Below are 20,048 nucleotides of genomic sequence, written 5' to 3' on the forward strand. Positions count from 1 at the left end.
ATTTCCTATGAGTCCCCGCGCCTAGAAGCGGATGCCGGCGGCAAGGCCGTAGCGGCGGGGTTCCAGAGTGAAGATGTTGGTGAACAAGCCCGACGACGGATCGGTCACATATTGGCCGGTGATTGCGTCATTATCGAAGATGTTCTGAACAAACGCCCGGACGAACCAGCGGTCGTCGACGCCGTTCAGCTGGATCTGCGCATTAGCGATATCATAGGACGGAATATTGTCGATCGGCTGGTTAAACGTCCGCGACCATTGATCGCCGGTGAAGGCATAATCGGCACGGAGGACGACATTCATCCCGTTATTGAACTCATGGGTATACTGACCGCCGATTGAAAATTTCCAGTTCGGCGCCTGTGGCAGTTCGTTGCCCGTAACGTCGACTGGGGAGCCTTCGGCAATAGTGAACGTGCCGAGCGCGTTGAACGCTCCGCTCGCAGCTGCATTCGCCAGCGCAGCACACGAAGAGAATGCACCCGTGGTAGTTGTACCAGGAATGGGCACTGTCGGCTGCAAACCGCCAAATATGCCGTCCGGAGCACCATTCGGATCGCTCCCGTCCGAAATATCGTTGATGGTATTCACGAGCGCATTCGCGCCAGCGGCATTGCCGATTTGATCGGGAATTACGGCGCAGTTCGAGGCGTTATCGAGATTTTTGATGATCACGACATCGTTACGGCCGCCCGACGGATCGCGTGTGTCGATGATCTGGAGGTCGCCGACGCTCGTGTTGAGATAGCTGGCCGTGAAGTTGAAGAGCCAAGCGGGATCCGGAGAAACGACCGCCTCAAGCTCGACGCCCCAGACTTCCGCACTGGTATTGGTGTTCACCGAGGTGCGCGCCAGAATGCGGCTCAACTGGAGATCCTGATAATCGTAGTAGAAGATCGCGCCGTTGAGTTGAACAGCTCCATTGGCGAGCGTGTTCTTGGACCCAATCTCGAACGCATTGAGAATTTCCGGCTGGAACGTGATCGGCACGCTCGGAAATTCGGTCCGGTTGATCGGCGGATTGATACCGCCCGACTTGTAGCCGCGCGACCAGGAGGCGTAGAGAAGATTGTCCGGCGACCATTGCCAGTCCAGCACGATACGGCCGGTTACCTCGTCGAAAGACGCGCTTTCTTCGGCATAGGGTTGTACGCCGGCGATGTTAGGATCGAAGTCGAATTCCCCGAAATTGCCGCCCGCGTTCATGAAGCCGAATACGTCGGTCGTACCGATCGGCACCAGCCCCACGAAAAGCGGCGAACGCGCCCTTACGAACTTTTCGTCGTTCGAATAGCGGATGCCGCCGGTCAGCCGCAGATCGTCGGTGATGTCGATATATATCTCGCCGAACAAACCGTAGCTTTCGAGCGTAAACAGCTCGGTTTCGCTGTTGAACATCGTCGGGCCAAGCGAGTTCACACCTGCCAAACCGCCCGCGCCCGCACTGGAGAGCGCGCCCAGCACGCCGCCCGCATAGTCGAGACCGAAAGCGTTTACGAAATAGTCGCCGCCGCGGTTGCGATGGTTGAAATAGATGCCGCCGATCAGGAAGTTGAACGCACCGTCCAAATCGGACGTCAAAATCGCCTCGATCGAATATTGGCGCGCATCGCTGGTCGACCGGTCAAACTCGATGCTGCGATTGGCGCAGCCAAAGGCGTTGCCGCCGAAGACGCCGGCATAAGTGAGGTCAGCCTCGGATGTACAGGCAACGCCGGCGGCGCCATTGGGCAGCAGTGCATTGAAAACCGGTGCGAAAAAGGGCGCTGTCGACGCCCCCGGAGCGGAAAGCGCGGCCAGGGTCGCGAACGCGTTCCGTGCCTGGGCACCGAATACCGGCGCAGCGGTCAAATTGTAATCGCTGCGCGTGTCAATCGACGTTTCCTGCCAGCCACCGGTAAGCTGTATGGCCACCGGGCCGAAGTCATGGTCGATCTGCCCCATGACGTACCATTCGTCTGCGAAATAGGTCGGCGTGAAATCGATATTCACGGTACGCACGTCCGCCGGAACCGTAACCCCGGCATACTGGTCCGGTCCGTACAGGCTCGTCAGGCCGAGCGGCGCAAACGCCGCACCGCCTGCGCCGGCCAATACCTCGGCCGATGCGAAGATCGATGCGAGCGTCGCATTGGCGTTGACCGGCTCGTTCTGGAGCTGGGTCGGCAGACAGCCGAGTACGCCGGTGGGATCGCGGTCGCAAAGCTGCTTCTGGATACGCGAGCGGTTGTCGTCTTCCTCGAAATAATAGCCGATGATATCGATCGTCGTATCCGGGCCCGGCTCGATCCGCAGCGATCCGCGAATGGCGTAGAGTTCGCGGTCATCGATATCCGAACCGTCGAACAGGTTGGTCGTATATCCGTCCCGCTGCACATAAGTGCCGGCAACACGAATGCCCGCCCAATCGGCGAGCGGTATGTTGACCATGCCCTCGGCCCGGAGCGCATTGAAATTGCCATATTCGAATTCCGCCCTGGCGGAAAAGCCGCTGAGGTCGGGGCGCGCGGTGATCGTGTTCAACACGCCGCTCGTCGCGTTGCGGCCGTACAGCGTGCCCTGCGGACCGCGCAGCACCTCGATCCGCTCCAGATCGAAATATTCGGTTTCGAAAAGGCGCGTGGCGAGCACCGGCATGCCGTTGATGTGAATGCCGAGCGCGCTATCGCAGGAGAAACCGACGCACAGATTGCCCACACCGCGAATGGCGAGACTGGATCCCGTGAAGTTACCCTTCGAGAAGGTGATGTTCGGGAGAGAGAGCTGGAGATCGCTGACATTTTCGATCTGTTGGCTTTCCAGCGCTGCGGAATCGAAGGCAGACACCGCGATCGGCACTTCCTGAAGCGTCTGCGCCTGGCGCTGGGCGGTCACGATGATCGGCGCGTTGGCTGATCCCAGACCCTGAAGCGCGCTATCGTCATCGGCCTGCGCCATCGCGGGCGTCACGATCCCCGCACCGAGCGCAGTCGCAATCAACAACTCAATCTTTTTCACGGCATTCTCTCCCCATTTATCCGCCGGTTTTCCGGCTTTATTTCGGCACGGCTTTCGCCAATCCCGGACGATCGGAAAGTGTGCCGTTGGGGAGATGCATATCGACGATGGCGGAATCGACCGCCAGCCGCATCATTATTTGCCCCGAGGGCATCTTCTCCGACATTTTATTTTTTTCGAAGGCTAAGCCGCGCCGGAATCTGCGTCAACTGCAATTGACGTTAAGGGAACGCATATCCAAAGCCATGTGCAAGCCTGCAACAGTCCGGCTTTCCGCCGAACTCTCGATTTCCCTTACGTCAAGCTGGCGTTAACCCATCTCGGCGGCGATCTTTTCGGCAATCATGATCACCGGAGCATTCGTGTTGCCGCCGATCAATGTCGGCATGACCGAAGCGTCGATCACGCGCAGACCGTCCATCCCGCGCATTTTCAGCGAACCATCGAGCGGCGAGTCGCTATCCGCACCCATCCGGACCGTACCGACCGGATGATAGATGGTTTCAGCGGCTTCCCGGATATGGCGATCGATATCGTCATCGGTCGTGATGTCCTCGCCCGGAACCAGTTCCGGCCCGCGCAGGGGATCGAGCGCGGCCTGGCGGCATATGGCGCGCATCATCTTCACCGACTGGCGCATCACCCGCTTGTCCTCGTCGCTGTCGAGATAATTGGGATCGATCCGCGGCGCCGCGAACGGATCGGCGGACTTGAGACCGATCTCGCCGCGGCTCTCGGGCCGCAACTGACAGGCATGGACGGTAAAGCCGTCCCTCTTCACTTCCTGGAACCCGTGTTCGATCATGATGGCGTTGACGAGGTGCAGCTGGATATCGGGCCGGTCCAGCCCTTCGCGGGACTTCAGGAACGCGCCCGTCTGCAGGAAATTGTCGGTGCCTGCGCCCTTGCGCCGGGCGAGAAAATCGAGCGCCACGACCAGTTTTTTGAGGCCCGCCTGCTTGGAATGGGCGGACAGCTTCTGCGTCATCTCGTGCACCACAACGACATCGAGATGATCCTGCAGATTCTTGCCGACCTGCGGCGATGCATGGGTCACCTCGATACCCTGCGCCTTCAGATCTTCCGGATCGCCGATCCCGGAAAGCATCAACAGCTGGGGAGACTGGACCGTTCCGGCGCAGACGATGATCTCGCGCCGCGCCTTGATAATCCGTTTCTCCCTGCCCTTTCCGGAAACGGCCTCGACGCCCGTCGCCCGCTTGTCTTCGACCAGTATCTTTGTGACGAGGCCGGTCGACAGAATGGCGAGATTGTCGCGCTTGCCGGCGATCGGATGGAGATAGGCGCGGGCCGCGCTGAACCGCTCGCCATCGGCTATCGTCCGCTGATAGGGGCCCAGCCCCTCCTGCTGGTCGCCGTTGAAATCGTCGGTCGTCGGATAGCCGGCCGCAACACCCGCTTCGACGAACTGGCTGTATACGGCATCTTCCATCCGGCTGTTGGTGACGCCCAGCGGCCCTTCGCGCCCATGATATTCGTCATCGCCCTCGTCATAGCGTTCGGACTTTTTGAAATAGGGCAGCACATCGTCATAGCCCCAGCCTGCAAGGCCCGTCTGCCGCCACTGGTCATAATCGCGGGCATGGCCGCGAATATAGATCATGCCGTTGATGCTCGACGATCCACCCCAGCCCTTGCCGCGCGGCCAGTAGAGCTTGCGGTTGTTCAGATGCTTTTGCGGTTCGGTCCAGAAGAACCAATTCTGCGGATTGGGCTTTTTGAGCAGCGCGCCGACGCCGGCGGGCATTTTTACGAGCAGGCTCGTGTCCTCCTTGCCCGCCTCGATTAGGCAAACGGAAACGGATGGGTCGGCGGAGAGCCGGTTGGCCATGACGCATCCCGCGCTCCCGGCTCCGACGATGACATAATCGAATTCGGTGGTTTCGGCGGCCATGTCAGATGCTCCGGCCGATCACTTCCTTCATGATCTCGGAAGTGCCGCCATAGATGCGTTGTACACGCGCGTCGCGCCACATGCGCGCGATCGGATATTCGTTCATATAGCCGGCGCCGCCATGCAACTGCAGCGCGGCATCGCAGGCGCGCCACTGCAGCTCGGTGTGCCAGAGTTTGGCGGCGGATCCCTCATCGGCCGTCAGCTCGCCGCGCAGATGTTTGGACAGCGCCCAGTCGATATGCGCCCAGCCGACTTGGAGCTGGGCGGAAAGATCGGCAAGCGTGAAACGGGTGTTCTGGAAATCGAAGACGCGCTGGCCGAACGCCTTGCGATCCTTGGTGAAGTTGACCGCTTCGTCGAAGGCGCGCTGGGCACCGGCCTGCGCGCCGATGGCGATGCTGAGCCGCTCCTGCGGCAGCTGGCTCATCAGATAGATGAAGCCCCGCCCCTCTTCGCCGAGACAGTTGGTGATCGGCACCCGGACGTCATTGAAGAAAAGCTCGGACGTGTCCGCCGAATGTTGTCCGATCTTGTCGAGATTGCGGCCGCGCGCAAAGCCTTCGCGATCGGCTTCGACGAGGATCAGCGAGACCCCTTTTGCGCCCTCGGTCGGATCGGTCTTGGCGACGACGATCACGACATCGGCATTCTGGCCGTTCGTGATATAGGTTTTCGACCCGTTGATGACGTAATGATTGCCATCCTTCTTGGCCGTCGTCTTCACGCTTTGCAGGTCCGAACCCGTACCCGGCTCGGTCATCGCGATCGCGGTAACCGCCTCGCCGGAGACCAGCTTGGGAATCCATTGCTGCTTTTGCTCCTCGGAACCATAGGCGAGGAAGTAATCCGCCGTGATGTCCGACTGAAGCGTGATACCGGCCGAGGATCCGGCATAGGCCAGCTCTTCGTCGATCACGGCATTATAGCCGAAATCCAGTCCCAGCCCGCCATATTCCTCCGGCATGGTCGGGCAGAGCAGGCCGGCTTCGCCGCAAGCCGACCAGAAATCGCGATCGACGATCTCTTCCTTTTCCCAGCGGTCGAGATTGGGATGCAGCTCCTTGTCGAAAAACTTACGGACCTGATCGCGGAAAAGCTCATGGCTTTCGTCATAGGCGGTGCGGTTGGCGGTCTGGAGCATTGAAATATCCTTTCGTCCCGGCGGCCTTCCGCGCGAGAATCCATCGCTAATGAAATTACCAGTCGCTATCCGTGATATGCAGGTTGACGCGAACGTCAACCTTAATGCACAAGGGACAGCGAATGCGGGATACCGCGACTCATGGAAATCAAGGAGAATGACGATGGCAGCCGCCTATATAGTTGATGCAGTGCGAACCGCCGGCGGACGCCGCGGCGGCAAGCTGGCCGGGGTTCATCCGGTCGACCTCGGCGCGGCCGTGTTCGACGCCATCGCCGATCGCAACGATTTCGATCCGGCAGCCATCGAGGACGTCATCACCGGCTGCGTCATGCAGGGCGGCGAACAGACGATGGATGTCGGCCGCAACGCCGTACTGGCTTCCAAGTTGCCCGATTCGATTCCGGCCGTATCGATCGACCGGCAGTGCGGTTCCTCGCAGCAGGCGATGCAGTTTGCATCGCAAGCCGTGATGAGCGGCACCCAGGATATCGTTCTCGCCAGCGGCATTGAGAGCATGACGCGCGTTCCGATGGGATCGACCGCGACGCTCTACATGAAAGAGGGGATGGGCAATTATAAGAGCCCACGGCTCGAAGAGGCCTATCCCAAGGTCATGTTCAGCCAGTTCATGGGCGCGGAGATGGTCGCAAAGAAGCATGATCTCTCGAAGGAACAGCTCGACCAATATTCCCTCGAGTCCCACCAGAAGGCATCGCAGGCCGAAGCGGACCGGGCGTTCGAAAACGAGATTGTGCCGCTGACCGTCGAAACGCCGGAGGGCGAGGAAGTCCACAAGACGGACGAGGGCATTCGCCACGATGCCACGCTCGAAGGTATCGCCTCGGTCAAGCTGATCCAGGAAGGCGGCGTCATCACGGCTGCCAATGCCAGCCAGATCTGCGACGGCGCCTCGGCGGTCCTTATCGTCAGCGAACAGGCGCTCAAGGATCACGGCCTGACGCCGCGTGCGCGGATCCACAATGTCACGGTCACCGCCGGCGATCCGATCATCATGCTCGAAGAACCGCTCTTCGCGACCGACAAGGCGCTCGAACGCGCCGGTCTCAAGATCGGCGATATCGATCTTTACGAGGTCAACGAAGCCTTCGCTCCGGTTCCCCTCGCCTGGCTCAAGCATACGGGCGCCGATCGCGACAGGATCAACGTCCATGGTGGCGCGATCGCGCTCGGCCATCCGCTCGGCGCTTCGGGCACCAAGCTGATGGCGACGCTGCTGAACGCCCTCGAACGGCGCGACGGCAAATATGGCCTGCAAACGATGTGCGAAGGCGGCGGCCAGGCCAATGTCACGATCATCGAGCGGATGAACTAGACGCTTCGATTTCCCATAACGCCCGCCCGGGACTATCCTAGGCGGGCGTTTTCATTTTCAAGTCGCGCCCCGGAAGCGCTCCCAGAACAAGAGGATTATCATGGAACTCAATGACTCCATTTCGGCCGTCGTCACCGGCGGCGCATCGGGCCTCGGCGCAGCGACCGCGCGCCTGCTCGCATCCAAGGGTGTGAAGGTCGCGCTGTTCGATCTGCAGGAAGAAAAGGGCAATGCCGTCGCCGAGGAAATCGGCGGCACCTTCTGCCAGGTCAACGTCACCGAAGACGACAGCGTCGATGCCGGCTTCGCCAAGGCGCGCGAAGCCCATGGCCAGGAACGTATCCTCGTCAACTGCGCCGGCACCGGCGCGGCGATGAAGACCGCCAGCCGTTCCAAGGAAGACGGGTCGATCAAGCATTACCCGGCCGACGCCTTCAACTGGCTCATCCAGATCAACCTGGTCGGCACCTTCCGCTGCATCGCCAAATCGGCCGCCGGCATGATGACGCTCGACCCGCTGACCGAGGGCGGCGATCGCGGCGCCATCGTCAACACGGCGTCAGTCGCTGCCGAAGACGGTCAGATGGGCCAGGTCGCCTATTCGGCCTCCAAAGCCGGCGTGGTCGGCATGACCCTGCCAATCGCGCGCGACCTGATGAGCGAGAATATCCGGATCAACACGATCCTGCCCGGCATTTTCGATACGCCGCTGCTGATGGGTGCGCCGCAGAAAGTCCGCGATGCGCTGGCCGCGTCGGTGCCCTTCCCGAAACGGCTCGGCAATCCGGACGAATACGCGCATCTCGCGCTCACGATGATCGAGAATGACTATTTCAACGGCGAGGATGTCCGCCTCGACGGCGCGATCCGGATGGCGCCGAGATAAGCGCCTCGACCCTGTCGGATATGGAAAAGGCGGGCATCGACCCGCCTTTTCTTTTGTTCTCAGCCGGCCGTGTAGCGCAGCGGCAGCGTCTTCAGCCCGCCGACAAAAGTGGACCTGGCGCGCTTCGGCTCGCCGGCCAGTTCGATGCTGTCGATCCGGTCGAGCAGTTCATCGAACAATATGCGCATTTCAAGCCGCGCGAGATGCAGCCCCAGGCATTGATGGGCGCCCGCGCCGAAGGCGAGATGACGGTTGGGCGAACGCGCCGCGTCGAACGTCCGCGGATCGTCGAACTGAGCCGGATCGTGATTGGCGGCGACATAGTTGATCATCAGCCAATCGTCCTTGGCAATCGTCTGGCCGCCGATTTCGACATCTTCGGCCGCCGTGCGCATGAAATGCTGGACGGGCGAAGTCCAGCGGATCGCCTCCTCGACGATGCCGGGCAGCAGCGTCCGGTCCGCCTTGACCCGGGCGAACTGGTCCGGGTCCTGCGCCAGGGCTAGCATGGCGCCGGCGGTCGAGGCCGAGGTCGTGTCATGTCCGGCCGAAGCGACGATGATGTAATAGCCGGCCATGTCGCGATCGTTGAGGGGGGCGCCGTCTACCGTCGCATTCGCGATGACGCTCGCCACATCGTCGGTCGGATTCGCCCGGCGCTCGGCCGCGAGCTTGGCGAAATAGTCCTCGAACTGACTGACCGCGCCGGCGACGATCTGGGTGATCTGTTCGGGCGTCATATCGGCCATGCCGCTGCCCGAGAGATCCTCGTCCTGTCCGCCGAACATCTGCTGCGTCAGGAACAGCATCTTCGGCTCGTCTTCCTTGGGCACGCCGAGAATCTGCATCACGACGTGGAGCGGATAGGGCGCGGAGACGAGCGTGACGAAATCGCCCTCGGGCCCGTTTTCGATCATCCTGTCGACGGTGCGCCTGGCGAGCCCGCGAATCTCGTCCTCGAGCTTGCGCAGATTTTTCGGCATGAACCAGTCCTGGGTCAGCCGCCGATATTTGGGATGGATCGGCGCGTCGAAGACGACGAGCGAATCGACCAGCATCTTGCTGCCCGTCGCTTTCAGCGAGAATTCGATCGCCTCCTTGGTGCTGAGGACGACCGGGCGCGGATTGTTGAGGAAGGTCTTGTTGTCCTTGCTGATCCGCATGACATCGTCGTAGCGCGTGATCAGCCAGAAGGGATCGAAACTGTCGTCGGCCGCAACGATGCGCGCGACCGGCATATTCTCCCGCAGCCAGTCAAAGGTATCGAGAAGGCCGTCCCATTCGGCATAGGATTCCGGCGCGATCACCTTCAGCGCGATATCCTCCGGCAGCTTGGGAAGCTCTTTACCCGTCATGGTCGCCATCTTTCGCCTCCTATCAGCCGGCCGCCTTTGCCTCTTTCCAATATTCGTCGCGCAACAGCCGTTTATAGAGTTTGCCCGTCGGATGGCGGGGCAGCTCTTCGAGAAAATCGACCTGGCGGGGCACTTTCACGCCGGAGAGATGGTGGCGCATCCAGGCGATCAGCTCCTCGCCGAACTCCGGCGTCGCATCGGCCATGTCGAGCGGCTGGACGATCGCCACCACGCGTTCGCCCATATCCTCGTCCGGGGCGCCGATAACGGCGGCGTCGGCGATCCTATCATGCGTCACGAGCAGATTCTCGATCTCCTGCGGATAGATGTTCACGCCGCCCGAGATGATCATAAAGCTCTTGCGGTCGGTCAGATAGAGAAAGCCGTCCTCGTCGACCCAGCCGACATCGCCGAGCGTCGTCCAGCCATGCTTGTTGGTCGCATCGGCGGTCTTGTCCGGATCGTTATGATATTTGAACGGCGAACCGCCCTCGAAATAGACGGTGCCTTCAGTGCGCGGCGGCACCTCGTCGCCATTCTCGTCGCAGATCCGGATCGTACCGAGCAACGCCGTGCCGACCGAACCTTTGTGGGTAAGCCAGTTTTCCGAGTCGATGAAGGTGAAGCCGTTGCCCTCGCTGCCCGCATAATATTCCTTGAGCACCGGACCCCACCACTCGATCATCCGTTCCTTGATCGGGACCGGGCACGGCGCCGCGGCATGCACGGCGCATTCGAGCGACGACACGTCATAGCGCTCGCGCACTTCGTCCGGCAGCTTGAGCATCCGCACGAAATGCGTCGGCACCCATTGGCTGACATTGACCTTGTATTTCTCGATCAGCGCGAGCGCGTTCTCCGGATCGAATTTCTCCATGACGATCACGGTGCCGCCCAGCTTGTGCACGGTCAGGCACCAGCGGAGCGGTGCCGCATGATAAAGCGGCGCCGGCGAAAGATAGACGCTGTCCGGGCTGAAGCCGAACGCGCCGCTGGCCAGCATCACCAGCGCATTGCCCTGGCCGATGTCGGGATTTTCGGGCAGCGGCAGCCGGATGCCCTTGGGGCGCCCGGTCGTCCCCGAGCTATAGAGCATATCGACGCCGGCGCGCTGATCGTCGATCGGCGTGTCGGGCAGCTCGGCCACGGCCTCGTCCAGACTCGCGTAACTGGCGCGCGGTTGGTCGACGGTGAAGCGTTCGAGCGGTGGCCCGAAATCGGCGAGTTCGTTCAGATGATCGCCAAGATAATCCGACGCGATCAGCATCTTGGCGCCGCTATCCTCGAGAATGTAAGCGATCTCCGGTGCCGTCAATCGGCAGGAGATCGGCACGAAAATCTGGCCCGCGCGAAACGCCGCCCAGGCGATATCGAAAAAGCGCGCCCGGTTGTCCATGCAGATCGCGACTGGATCGCCATGGCCGAGACCAAGCTTGCGAAACAGATGCGCGATCTGGTTCGAGCGCTTGTCGAGCTCCGCATAGCTGACCGTTTCGCCGGTCGCCCCCATGATGACGGCCGGTTTGTCGGGATCCGATTGCGCGTGGATATAGGGATGCATAGGGGCCTCTCCGATTCTTCTTCTTTGCGCATCGGTTTACGCGAACGGAAACCGGAAATCGAGAGGCGGTTGCTTCTCCCAACGCGCTTTAGAAAAAGGCGAAACGCAGGCCCGCCCAGAAAGTCTGCGGCGAGGCCCGTTCGATCAGCCCGGCGCCCGACACGCCGGCCTCGACGCGGGCATCGAAGATATTCTCGGCCCTGAGTTCCGCCTTGAGCGGCCCATAGAGCGGAATCAGCGCGCGCGCGCCGACCGTGAACGCGTCGTCGAGCGGCCGCTGGTTCAGATCATCCTCGAACCGGCCGCCGATATAGCGCAGGGTGATTGCCGCTTCGCCGCCCATCTCGCGAGTATAGGCAAGCGTCGCCGAACCGTTGTGCCGCGCCACCTGGACCGGCCGAAGGCCGTTCAGCGCCACCGCGGCGCCCGAGGCCTCCACTTCGGCGTCGGTGAACGCGTAGGACAGCGCGATACTCCATTCGGCGAAGCGCGCCCGTGCATCGAGCTCGATGCCGACCGCTTCTATCGCGTCGAGATTCTGTCTCTGGCGCGCGAGGCCGCCCGCCGGGACGAAACCGCTGCCGGGAAAGAAGCCCGGGCCCTGGCCGACCGTGACATTGGCGATCGCGTCTTCGAGCCGATTGTAGAAAAGCGTGCCGCTGAGATCGAGTATCGACGCCGGCGCATAATCGAGACCGATCTCCACGCCATCGAGACTTTCCGGCTGCAGCCCCGCATTCGCCCCGGTCACGTCGCTCCCGACGCGAAACGGCCGGAACAGCTCGTTGAGCGTCGGCAGCCGCCAGCCGGTATAGCCCGCGGCGCGGATCGTAACCGGATTGTCCGGCTGCCAGGCGATCCCGGCCCGTCCGGTGAAACGCCAGTCGCCGCGATCGGCGAACAATGTCTGGTCGTTGAGCGGCCCGCCCAGATCGCCTTGGCGGAAAAAGCCGTTCTCGATCCACCAGCGGTCGACCCGGCCGCTGCCGGTGAGTGTCAGCCCGGGCGCCGCGCGCGCCGTGAGTTCGGCGAAACCGCCCACCGTCCGTGTTACGCCTCCGGCCTCGCGCTCGCGGGTCGGAACGCCGGCCACGAAGAAGAAACGCTCGCGGGTGCGGCCCTCGGTTTCGCGGTAATCGCCGCCCAGGCGCAGTTCGACCGCGCCGCCGGGAAGCGCGGGACGGATCTCGAACCGTCCGCCGAAACCGGTCGAGGGCACGCTGAACTGATCGAGTACCTGATCGGCGCTCGTCCGGGGCGCGTCGACGCGCGCGAAACTGCTGCGGAACGAGCGGTCCTGATAGTAGAACAGGGCCTCCCACTGCCAGTCGCCCCGGCCAACCAACCGGACGCTGCCATCGATCCCGCGCGTCCGGTTGCCGCTGAAGGGAAAGCCGCGGTTGCGCTCATCCTGGAAAAAGCGCCCGCCGACCTGGATTTCCGTGGTGCCGATCGGTGCGGAAAAGCGCACGCCGCCACCATATTGCTCGTAATCGGCCGGCTCGTCGATCGGGCCCCGCTGCGACGCGACGATCGGTATGAACCCGTCTCCTTCGGCATAGTGCACGGAGACATCGAGCAGCGAATTCTCGGCCGGCGGGAGCATCACGCCGAAGCCCATCTCCATCGCGTCCCGGCTGCCATAGGCAAGGCTGGCGCGGGCGGGCTGGAAATTCTCGGTCGCCAGGCTTTCGAGCTCGATCGTGCCGGCAAGCGCGCCGGGACCGAACACGCCACTGCCGCCGCCGCGCGTGACGCGGACGCGCCCCAGGCTCTGCACGTCATAGGCCGGCCAGCTTATCCAGCCGCCGAAAGGATCGCTTTGCGGGACGCCATCGAGGATCAGGAGCGCGCGGCTCGACGCATTGCCGCCGAGTCCGCGCAGCGTCGCACCCTGGCTCGTCGGATTCGCGGACCGCGAGTCCGAGGTGCGGAAAAGCTGGAACCCGGCGACCTGCGCCAAGATGTTTTCCAGCCGGCCGCTCGGATCGCGCGCCAGATCCTCGACATCGACCGGCACGACATTGAAGGCGACATCGCCGACCGGGTCCTCCAGCCCCCGCGCCGTGACGATGATCGGATCGCTCTGCGCGAGCGCAGGGGAGGCGGTTGCGGCGAGGAGAAGGGTTGTCAGTTGACGCATGAATTTTACTCAAACACGGAAAGCGGATGCGGCGCTAGTCAATTTGATCCGGATGGGCTGCCTGGAAAGCGCCCAGCGCATTGGCCTTGGCATCATAATCGACCAATGTCGGATAATCGTCCAGAGCGATGTCGAAACGCCGGGCATTATACATTTGCGGTACGAGGCAGAGATCGGCGAGACCTGGCAGGTCGCCGGACAGATAAGCGCCGCCATGGCGCAGCGCGAGCTGCTCGAGCGCTTCGAACCCCTCATGCACCCAATGCGCATACCAGCGCGCGCGGGTTTCCTTGTCGTGCCCCATTACATTGGTGACATAGTTGAGGACCCGCAGATTGTTGAGCGGATGGATGTCGCTCGCCACGACCTGCGCCATCGAGCGGACATGCGCAGCGGTGACCGGATCGGCCGGGGCCAGCGGCGGATCGGGATAGACGCCGTTGAGATAGTTGACGATGCTCAGGGACTGGGTGAGCTGCGCCCCGTCAATCTCCAGCATCGGCACGAAACCCTGCGGGTTCCGGGCGCGGTAGTCGTCGCTCTTCTGGCTGTTGTCGAGCAGGTTGACCGCGACGCGCTCATAGTCGAGCCCCTTTAGGTTGAGCGCTATGCGGACGCGATAGCTCGCCGAGGACCGGTAATAGTCGTAGAGGCGGATCACGAGACGCGCCTCACCGCCTTGCTCCTGGCGAGTTCCTCGCGGATCTCGTCGCCATGCTGGTCCAGAAGCGGCGCCGGTCCGAGCTCGGGATCGGGCCGCACGCCGAACCGCACGGGTGGCTGCATCTCGATATAGCCGCCCTCGCTCGGATGCTCGCGGCGTTTGAAGAATCCCGTGGCCTTGAGGTGCGGGTCCTCGAAAATGTCCGCGACATCGCGGCACGGCATGCAGGGGATCCGGACCTCGTTGAGCAACTCAGTCCATTCCACGCTGGTTTTGGCAGGCGTGAGTTCGGCGATACGCGTGAACATGCCCGGCTGGTTGCGGAATCGGCCGAGCGGCGTGTCATACGGTTCGTTATCGACGAAATCGGGCTCGCCGAGCACGGTGAAGAGCTTGCCCCAATCGGCATCGGTATAGGGAACGATGGCGACATGGCCGTCGGCGGTCGGAAAGGGCTGGCGCGTCGGTTCGGCCTGGCGCTTGTACACGATGCTCTCGACCGGCGGATCGAAAGTCGCGCCGTACAGATGCTCTTCGAGCGAGAAATGGGTAAAGCTTTCGAACATCGGCACTTCGACGAACTGGCCCTTGCCGGTGCGAATCTGGTGGATGATGGCGGCGAGCACGGCATAGGCGGCATGGAGCCCCGATACCTTGTCCGCGATCGCAGCCGGCACGAAGCGCGGCGCGGGATTATCGTCGGCGCGCGGCAGCATCGACGTCATGCCGCTCGCCGCCTGAATCACATCGTCATAGGCCTGGAGCGGCGAATAGGGCCCGTCGGATCCGAAACCCGTGCAATGGACATAGACGATATCGGGGGCGATCTCCCGGACCGTTTCATAGTCGAACCCGAGCCTCGCAACCGCTTTCGCGCGAACATTGTGGATGAAGACGTCGGCCGTGGCGAGCAGATCGCGCATGACCGCCCTGTCATCCTCGTCCTTCAGGTCCAGCGCGATCGACCGCTTGCCGCGGTTCAGAGTCATGTGGCAGGCACCCATCCCGCGATTGTTGGCCGGCTTTCCCGCCGAGCGGAACTGATCGCCGGTCGGCGGCTCGACCTTGATGACATCGGCGCCGCAATCCGCGAGCGTCTGGGTCGCATAGGGCCCGAAAATCACGCTCGTCATGTCGACGATACGGATACCCTCGAGCAGCTTGGTATCGGTCATGGGCAACTCCTCTCGGGCCTGCATATCCGAGCGGCGAACAATCCGCCATGCCCAAAAAAGGGCGGATCGGAGCCGGACGCGCAAGCCTTTCCGACTGGCAGGAAGAAATAGCCGCGCGTTTCTTTTTCCGACGTTCATTCGTAAAAATGAAGTTAATACTAACAAAGAGTTAAATATTATTAATAAAAGATAAATAAAATTGTGAGTTTGCAAATAAAATCGAGATTCATTGGAACTTTTTTGCTATACGGTTGTTTAGAGCGCAGGAGAATTCATCAGGGGATGCACAATGCTGGGCGAGACGGGTCACACCGAGTTTACGACGATCTCTCTTTCGAAGACGCCCCCGCAATCGACGGACCGTCGCGCGGGACAGCGCTATATGAGCGTGTTGCAGGCCGGCAAGATCATGACGGACACGCTGCAGGAACTGTGCCTTATCCGGAATATCTCCTCCCGCGGTGTCATGGCGGAAATTTTCGCCCCGCTCGAAACGGGAACGCCGGTCCAGATCGAATTCAAGGCTGGCGCGATCGTCCGCGGCACCGTGCGCTGGGTCGAGGAAGGGCGCGCGGGTATCGAGTTTGACGAAAACATCGACGTGCACGAAGTACTCGCACCGCATACCGGTCGCATGGCGCCGCGCGCGCCGCGCCTGAACATCGACAGCATGGCGCGCGTCATGATCGGCGATGTCCGCGAAAAATTGCAGGTGTTCGACATTTCCCAGGGTGGCGTGAAAGTGGAATCCGGCATGTTTCTCGAACCCGGCCTCGATGTCGTTGTCGAAATCGAAGGTCTGCCGGTCCGGGCAAGCGTTGTCCGCTGGGTTGGCGGACAATATGCCGGCATATCGTTCAATCGCGTGATGCCGCTGGACCAGGTCGCCTATTGGGCCGCCCAGCAGGGTATCCAGAGCGTGCAAATGGAGCCGGGGCCGGCCGACCTCCCGTCCGGCCATTGATCCCCAACCGGCCGATCGGCCGGCTAGCCGACGATCTCGTCCCTGTCATGCAGCAACCGCCGTTCGGCATCGCCGGGCTGCCATGGCTGTAGCCGCAGCATCGCCGTTTTGAACAGCGCCGACTCCAGATGGCGGTCCAGCCAGGCCCGAAGGTTCGGCCAGGGCTGCGCATCGAACCAGGCACGGTCCGTACCGGCGAACTGCCGGACGAAGGGAAAGAGCGCGATATCGGCGAAAGACCGCTGATCGCGCTGGAGATTCGACCGCTTCTCGAGACGTTGATCGAGATCGGCCAATATCGCGGCGCCGGCGTCCCGGTGCTCGACCGGATCGGTGTCATGCCGGGTCGCATATTTGTACCGGTCGAGATGATGCTTGAACGGCCCGTCATTGGCCGCAACCAACTCCTCCGCCGCATCGCCATCAGTCTCCAGCCAATCTTCGGGATCGCGGATCTCCAAGACCCAGCGCATGATATCGAGGCTTTCGTCGATGACCCCGCCATCGGGCAAGACCAGTACCGGCACCGTCGCCTTGGACGAGGCGGCGATCATCTCGTCCGGTTTGTTCCGCAACAGAACCTCGCGAAGGATACAGTCCTGTCCGGCAACCAGCAGCGCCATGCGCGCGCGCATCGCATAGGGGCAGCGGCGAAAGCTGTAGAGGACCGGCAGGTCAGTCACGGCTGGACAATTCCGCGCCGACATGCGCTTCGCCCCGGGCCGCGGCGATTTCGCTCTGGCGCTGGCGTTCGGCATAACCGCGTCGCTGCTCCTCGGTCCTGGTGTCATAACAGGCCGGACAGCTTACCCCTTCGACATAGAACGGCGAGCCTTGTTTGGCGGGGCTGACAGGCATCCGGCAGGCCCGACATAGCACATGGCTGCCGCGCTCGAGCCCGTGAGTTATGGTGACGCGCTCGTCGAACACGAAACACTCTCCGATCCAGCGGCTGTCCGCCGGATCGACGGTTTCGAGATATTTGAGGATCCCGCCTTTCAGGTGGAAAACTTCTTCAAGCCCTTCGGCCTTGAGCAGCGCCGTCGCCTTTTCGCAGCGGATCCCGCCCGTGCAGAACATTGCGATGCGCGGATTTTCCCTGCCGTCCAGCAGCGCCTCCCGGTTTTCGCGGAACCAGGCGGGGAAATCGCGAAAGCTCGGCGTTTTCGGATCGATCGCATTCTCGAACGTTCCGGCCGCCACTTCATAATCGTTGCGCGTGTCGATCAGGATCGTGTCGGGATCGGAAATCAGCACATTCCAGTCCTCGGGCGCTACATAATCGCCGACATCGCGTACGGGATCGATATCCGGCTCGCCCATCGTCACGATCTCGCGCTTGATCCGCACTTTCATCCGATAGAAGGGCATCTCCGCGGCCCGCGCGAACTTGACCCCTAGATCCGCACAGCCGGGCAGCGCGCGGATATGCGCGAGGACCGCAACGATGGCCTCGTCCGTACCGGCGATGGTGCCGTTGATGCCCTCGGGAGCGAGGAGGATCGTCCCCTTTGTACCGGCATCGCGGCACTGTTCGAGGAGCGTGCCCCGCACCTTTTCGAGATCGTCGAGCTGCGTGAAACGATAGAGTGCGGCAACGCAGATGTCCGGTCTTGTTGTGGTCATGGTCCGTATCGCCGCTGCCGAGGTGCCTTGAGCATCGTTCTACTCCTGCACCGGACACAAAAAAACCGTCCGGGAAAGGACGGCTGCTGGCTGGTTGGTTGCGGGGGTTGGATTTGAACCAACGACCTTCAGGTTATGAGCCTGACGAGCTACCGGGCTGCTCCACCCCGCGCCAACAGAGGCCGGTGCGGCCAAAAAGCCTTGAAATCGTAAATGGGTTTCCCTGACCTTTTTTCCACGCCGGCTTCAAAGCCTGGCGGCGACCTACTCTTCCGCGTCTTAAGACGAAGTACCATCGGCGCAATCAGGTTTCACGGCCGAGTTCGGGATGGGATCGGGTGGGTCACTGACGCCATAGCCACCAAGCTATGGAGCCGGCGTAGAAAAGGGGAAGAAATCGATACCCGTCATGGGCTGCGACTAAGATCATCCACTCGATCGCGGACAATGCACGGCACTGTCGTTGATGGCGGGACTCTCGAAGTGTAATAAGAGCTATTAGTACCGGTAAGCTACACGCATTACTGCGCTTCCACACCCGGCCTATTAACGTAGTGGTCTTCTACGGCTCGAAGATATCTTATCTTGAGGGAGGCTTCCCGCTTAGATGCTTTCAGCGGTTATCCCGTCCATGCATAGCTACCCTGCTGCACCGCTGGCGCGATGACAGGTCCACCAGAGGCATGTTCACCCCGGTCCTCTCGTACTAGGGGCAACTCCTCTCAAATATCGACGCCCACGGCAGATAGGGACCAAACTGTCTCGCGACGTTCTGAACCCAGCTCACGTACCACTTTAATTGGCGAACAGCCAAACCCTTGGGACCTGCTCCAGCCCCAGGATGTGATGAGCCGACATCGAGGTGCCAAACAACCCCGTCGATATGAGCTCTTGGGGGTTATCAGCCTGTTATCCCCGGCGTACCTTTTATCCGTTGAGCGATGGCCCTTCCACGAGGGACCACCGGATCACTATGACCGACTTTCGTCTCTGCTCGACCTGTCGGTCTCGCAGTCAGGCAGGCTTATGCCATTGCACTCTCGCAGACGGTTTCCAACCGTCCTGAGCCTACCATCGCGCGCCTCCGTTACTCTTTAGGAGGCGACCGCCCCAGTCAAACTACCCGCCACAGAGGGTTCCTGAACCGGTTTCACGGTTCTAGGTTAGACATCAAAAAACAATAGGGTGGTATTTCACAGGTTGGCTCCACCAGGACTGGCGCCCTAGTTTCAAAGCCTCCCACCTATTCTACACAATTCTTTTCTAATGCCACTCTGAAGCTGCAGTAAAGGTGCACGGGGTCTTTCCGTCTAACCGCGGGTACTCCGCATCTTCACGGAGAATTCAATTTCGCTGAGTTGGTGTTGGAGACAGTGGGGAAGTCGTTACGCCATTCGTGCAGGTCGGAACTTACCCGACAAGGAATTTCGCTACCTTAGGACCGTTATAGTTACGGCCGCCGTTCACCGGGGCTTCAATTCGGAGCTTGCACTCCTCCTTTTAACCTTCCGGCACCGGGCAGGCGTCAGACCCTATACGTCGTCTTGAAGCCGACTTAGCAGAGCCCTGTGTTTTTGATAAACAGTCGCTACCCCCCAGCTTGTGCCCCCTACAAAAAGTTGCCTTCATGCAGGGCCTCCTTCTCCCGAAGTTACGGAGGTAATTTGCCGAGTTCCTTCAACACCATTCTCTCAAGCGCCTTGGTATACTCTACCTGCCCACCTGTGTCGGTTTCGGGTACGGTCTATATGGTGGGGCTATTTCCTGGAACCGCTTCGCGGCCTGTTCAATCCAATAAGAACAGACAACTTACACGATCCGTCACATCCCACCAGGCCCACGAATATTAACGTGGTTCCCATCGACTACCCCCTTCGGGCTCGTCTTAGGGGCCGGCTTACCCTGCTCAGATTAGCTTTAAGCAGGAACCCTTGGGCTTTCGGCGAGAGGGCATCTCACCCTCTTTATCGCTACTCATGTCAGCATTCGCACTTCCGATACGTCCACGACCCGTTACCAGATCGCTTCAACCGCCTACGGAACGCTCCGCTACCGCGTGGATAAATCCACACCCTAAGCTTCGGTACATATCTTTAGCCCCGTTACATCTTCGCCGCAGGAACCCTTATTTAGACCAGTGAGCTGTTACGCTTTCTTTAAAGGATGGCTGCTTCTAAGCCAACCTCCTGGTTGTTTTGGGATTCCCACATGCTTTCACACTTAGATATGATTTGGGGACCTTAGCTGTAGGTTAGGGCTGTTTCCCTTTCGACCACGGACCT

The 20,048-nt window shown here is 61.1% G+C and carries 14 protein-coding genes, 1 tRNA gene and 2 rRNA genes (1 of these 17 only partly in view); 4 read left to right on the forward strand and 13 right to left on the reverse strand.

The window, feature by feature from the left end:
* Nucleotides 1-21 precede the first annotated feature (21 nt).
* Entirely contained in the window at nt 22-2,997 is a 2,976-nt protein-coding gene (locus HFP57_RS10610) for a TonB-dependent receptor (protein WP_246263068.1), read from the reverse strand.
* Nucleotides 2,998-3,104: 107 nt separating this feature from the next.
* On the opposite strand from HFP57_RS10610, the gene HFP57_RS10615 reads away from it, so the two are divergent.
* Complete coding sequence (locus tag HFP57_RS10615) at nt 3,105-3,311, forward strand: hypothetical protein (protein ID WP_176869744.1); 207 nt, start codon at nt 3,105-3,107, stop codon at nt 3,309-3,311.
* Here HFP57_RS10615 and HFP57_RS10620 read toward each other — a convergent pair.
* The gene (locus tag HFP57_RS10620) at nt 3,308-4,912 is read right to left on the reverse strand and encodes a choline dehydrogenase (protein ID WP_176869745.1); all 1,605 of its coding nucleotides are present in this window, start codon (nt 4,910-4,912) and stop codon (nt 3,308-3,310) included. The two genes, HFP57_RS10615 and HFP57_RS10620, sit on opposite strands and share 4 nt — an antisense overlap.
* 1 nt (nt 4,913) lies before the next feature.
* On the reverse strand, nt 4,914-6,056 hold the full coding sequence (locus tag HFP57_RS10625) for an acyl-CoA dehydrogenase family protein (RefSeq protein ID WP_176869746.1): 1,143 nt from the start codon (nt 6,054-6,056) through the stop codon (nt 4,914-4,916).
* 163 nt (nt 6,057-6,219) lie between these two features.
* Between HFP57_RS10625 and HFP57_RS10630 the strand changes: the two genes are divergently transcribed.
* Both HFP57_RS10630 and HFP57_RS10635 read left to right on the forward strand, forming a co-directional pair.
* Nucleotides 6,220-7,392: an acetyl-CoA C-acetyltransferase gene (locus HFP57_RS10630; RefSeq protein WP_176869747.1), complete on the forward strand. Its 1,173-nt coding sequence runs from the start codon at nt 6,220-6,222 to the stop codon at nt 7,390-7,392.
* Nucleotides 7,393-7,492: 100 nt separating this feature from the next.
* The gene (locus HFP57_RS10635) at nt 7,493-8,278 is read left to right on the forward strand and encodes an SDR family NAD(P)-dependent oxidoreductase (protein WP_176869748.1); all 786 of its coding nucleotides are present in this window, start codon (nt 7,493-7,495) and stop codon (nt 8,276-8,278) included.
* A gap of 59 nt (nt 8,279-8,337) precedes the next feature.
* On the opposite strand, the gene HFP57_RS10640 is transcribed toward HFP57_RS10635, so the two are convergent.
* The 5 genes from HFP57_RS10640 to HFP57_RS10660 all read right to left on the reverse strand — a co-directional run bounded on the left by HFP57_RS10640 (nt 8,338) and on the right by HFP57_RS10660 (nt 15,176).
* Nucleotides 8,338-9,642, reverse strand: coding sequence for a cytochrome P450 (locus HFP57_RS10640; RefSeq protein ID WP_176869749.1), 1,305 nt, complete (start codon nt 9,640-9,642; stop codon nt 8,338-8,340).
* 13 nt (nt 9,643-9,655) lie between these two features.
* Nucleotides 9,656-11,194: an acyl-CoA synthetase gene (locus HFP57_RS10645; protein ID WP_176869750.1), complete on the reverse strand. Its 1,539-nt coding sequence runs from the start codon at nt 11,192-11,194 to the stop codon at nt 9,656-9,658.
* A gap of 88 nt (nt 11,195-11,282) precedes the next feature.
* Nucleotides 11,283-13,337, reverse strand: coding sequence for a TonB-dependent receptor (locus HFP57_RS10650; RefSeq protein ID WP_176869751.1), 2,055 nt, complete (start codon nt 13,335-13,337; stop codon nt 11,283-11,285).
* Between the two features lie 34 nt (nt 13,338-13,371).
* On the reverse strand, nt 13,372-13,998 hold the full coding sequence (maiA, locus tag HFP57_RS10655; protein WP_246263070.1) for a maleylacetoacetate isomerase: 627 nt from the start codon (nt 13,996-13,998) through the stop codon (nt 13,372-13,374).
* Nucleotides 13,995-15,176 (reverse strand): CaiB/BaiF CoA transferase family protein, encoded by a 1,182-nt coding sequence (locus HFP57_RS10660; RefSeq protein ID WP_176869752.1) that lies wholly within the window; start codon nt 15,174-15,176, stop codon nt 13,995-13,997. The genes maiA and HFP57_RS10660 overlap by 4 nt, the downstream gene beginning before the upstream one ends.
* A 289-nt stretch (nt 15,177-15,465) precedes the next feature.
* On the opposite strand from HFP57_RS10660, the gene HFP57_RS10665 reads away from it, so the two are divergent.
* Nucleotides 15,466-16,140 (forward strand): PilZ domain-containing protein, encoded by a 675-nt coding sequence (locus HFP57_RS10665; protein WP_176869753.1) that lies wholly within the window; start codon nt 15,466-15,468, stop codon nt 16,138-16,140.
* Nucleotides 16,141-16,163: 23 nt separating this feature from the next.
* Here the strand turns inward: HFP57_RS10665 and HFP57_RS10670 are convergent, their stop codons facing one another.
* From HFP57_RS10670 to HFP57_RS10690, 5 genes are all read right to left on the reverse strand, one after another.
* Entirely contained in the window at nt 16,164-16,823 is a 660-nt protein-coding gene (locus HFP57_RS10670; RefSeq protein ID WP_246263078.1) for a glutathione S-transferase, read from the reverse strand.
* Nucleotides 16,816-17,766 (reverse strand): oxygen-dependent tRNA uridine(34) hydroxylase TrhO, encoded by a 951-nt coding sequence (gene trhO / locus HFP57_RS10675; RefSeq protein WP_176869755.1) that lies wholly within the window; start codon nt 17,764-17,766, stop codon nt 16,816-16,818. The genes HFP57_RS10670 and trhO overlap by 8 nt, the downstream gene beginning before the upstream one ends.
* Nucleotides 17,767-17,861: 95 nt before the next feature.
* Nucleotides 17,862-17,938: transfer RNA gene (locus tag HFP57_RS10680), tRNA-Met, on the reverse strand.
* 79 nt (nt 17,939-18,017) lie between these two features.
* Nucleotides 18,018-18,132: ribosomal RNA gene (gene rrf, locus HFP57_RS10685) — 5S ribosomal RNA — on the reverse strand.
* 112 nt (nt 18,133-18,244) lie between these two features.
* A 23S ribosomal RNA gene (locus HFP57_RS10690) occupies nt 18,245-20,048 on the reverse strand (it continues 982 nt past the right edge of the window).

The sequence above is a fragment of the Parasphingopyxis algicola genome (genome assembly GCF_013378075.1).
Classification (GTDB): domain Bacteria; phylum Pseudomonadota; class Alphaproteobacteria; order Sphingomonadales; family Sphingomonadaceae; genus Parasphingopyxis; species Parasphingopyxis algicola.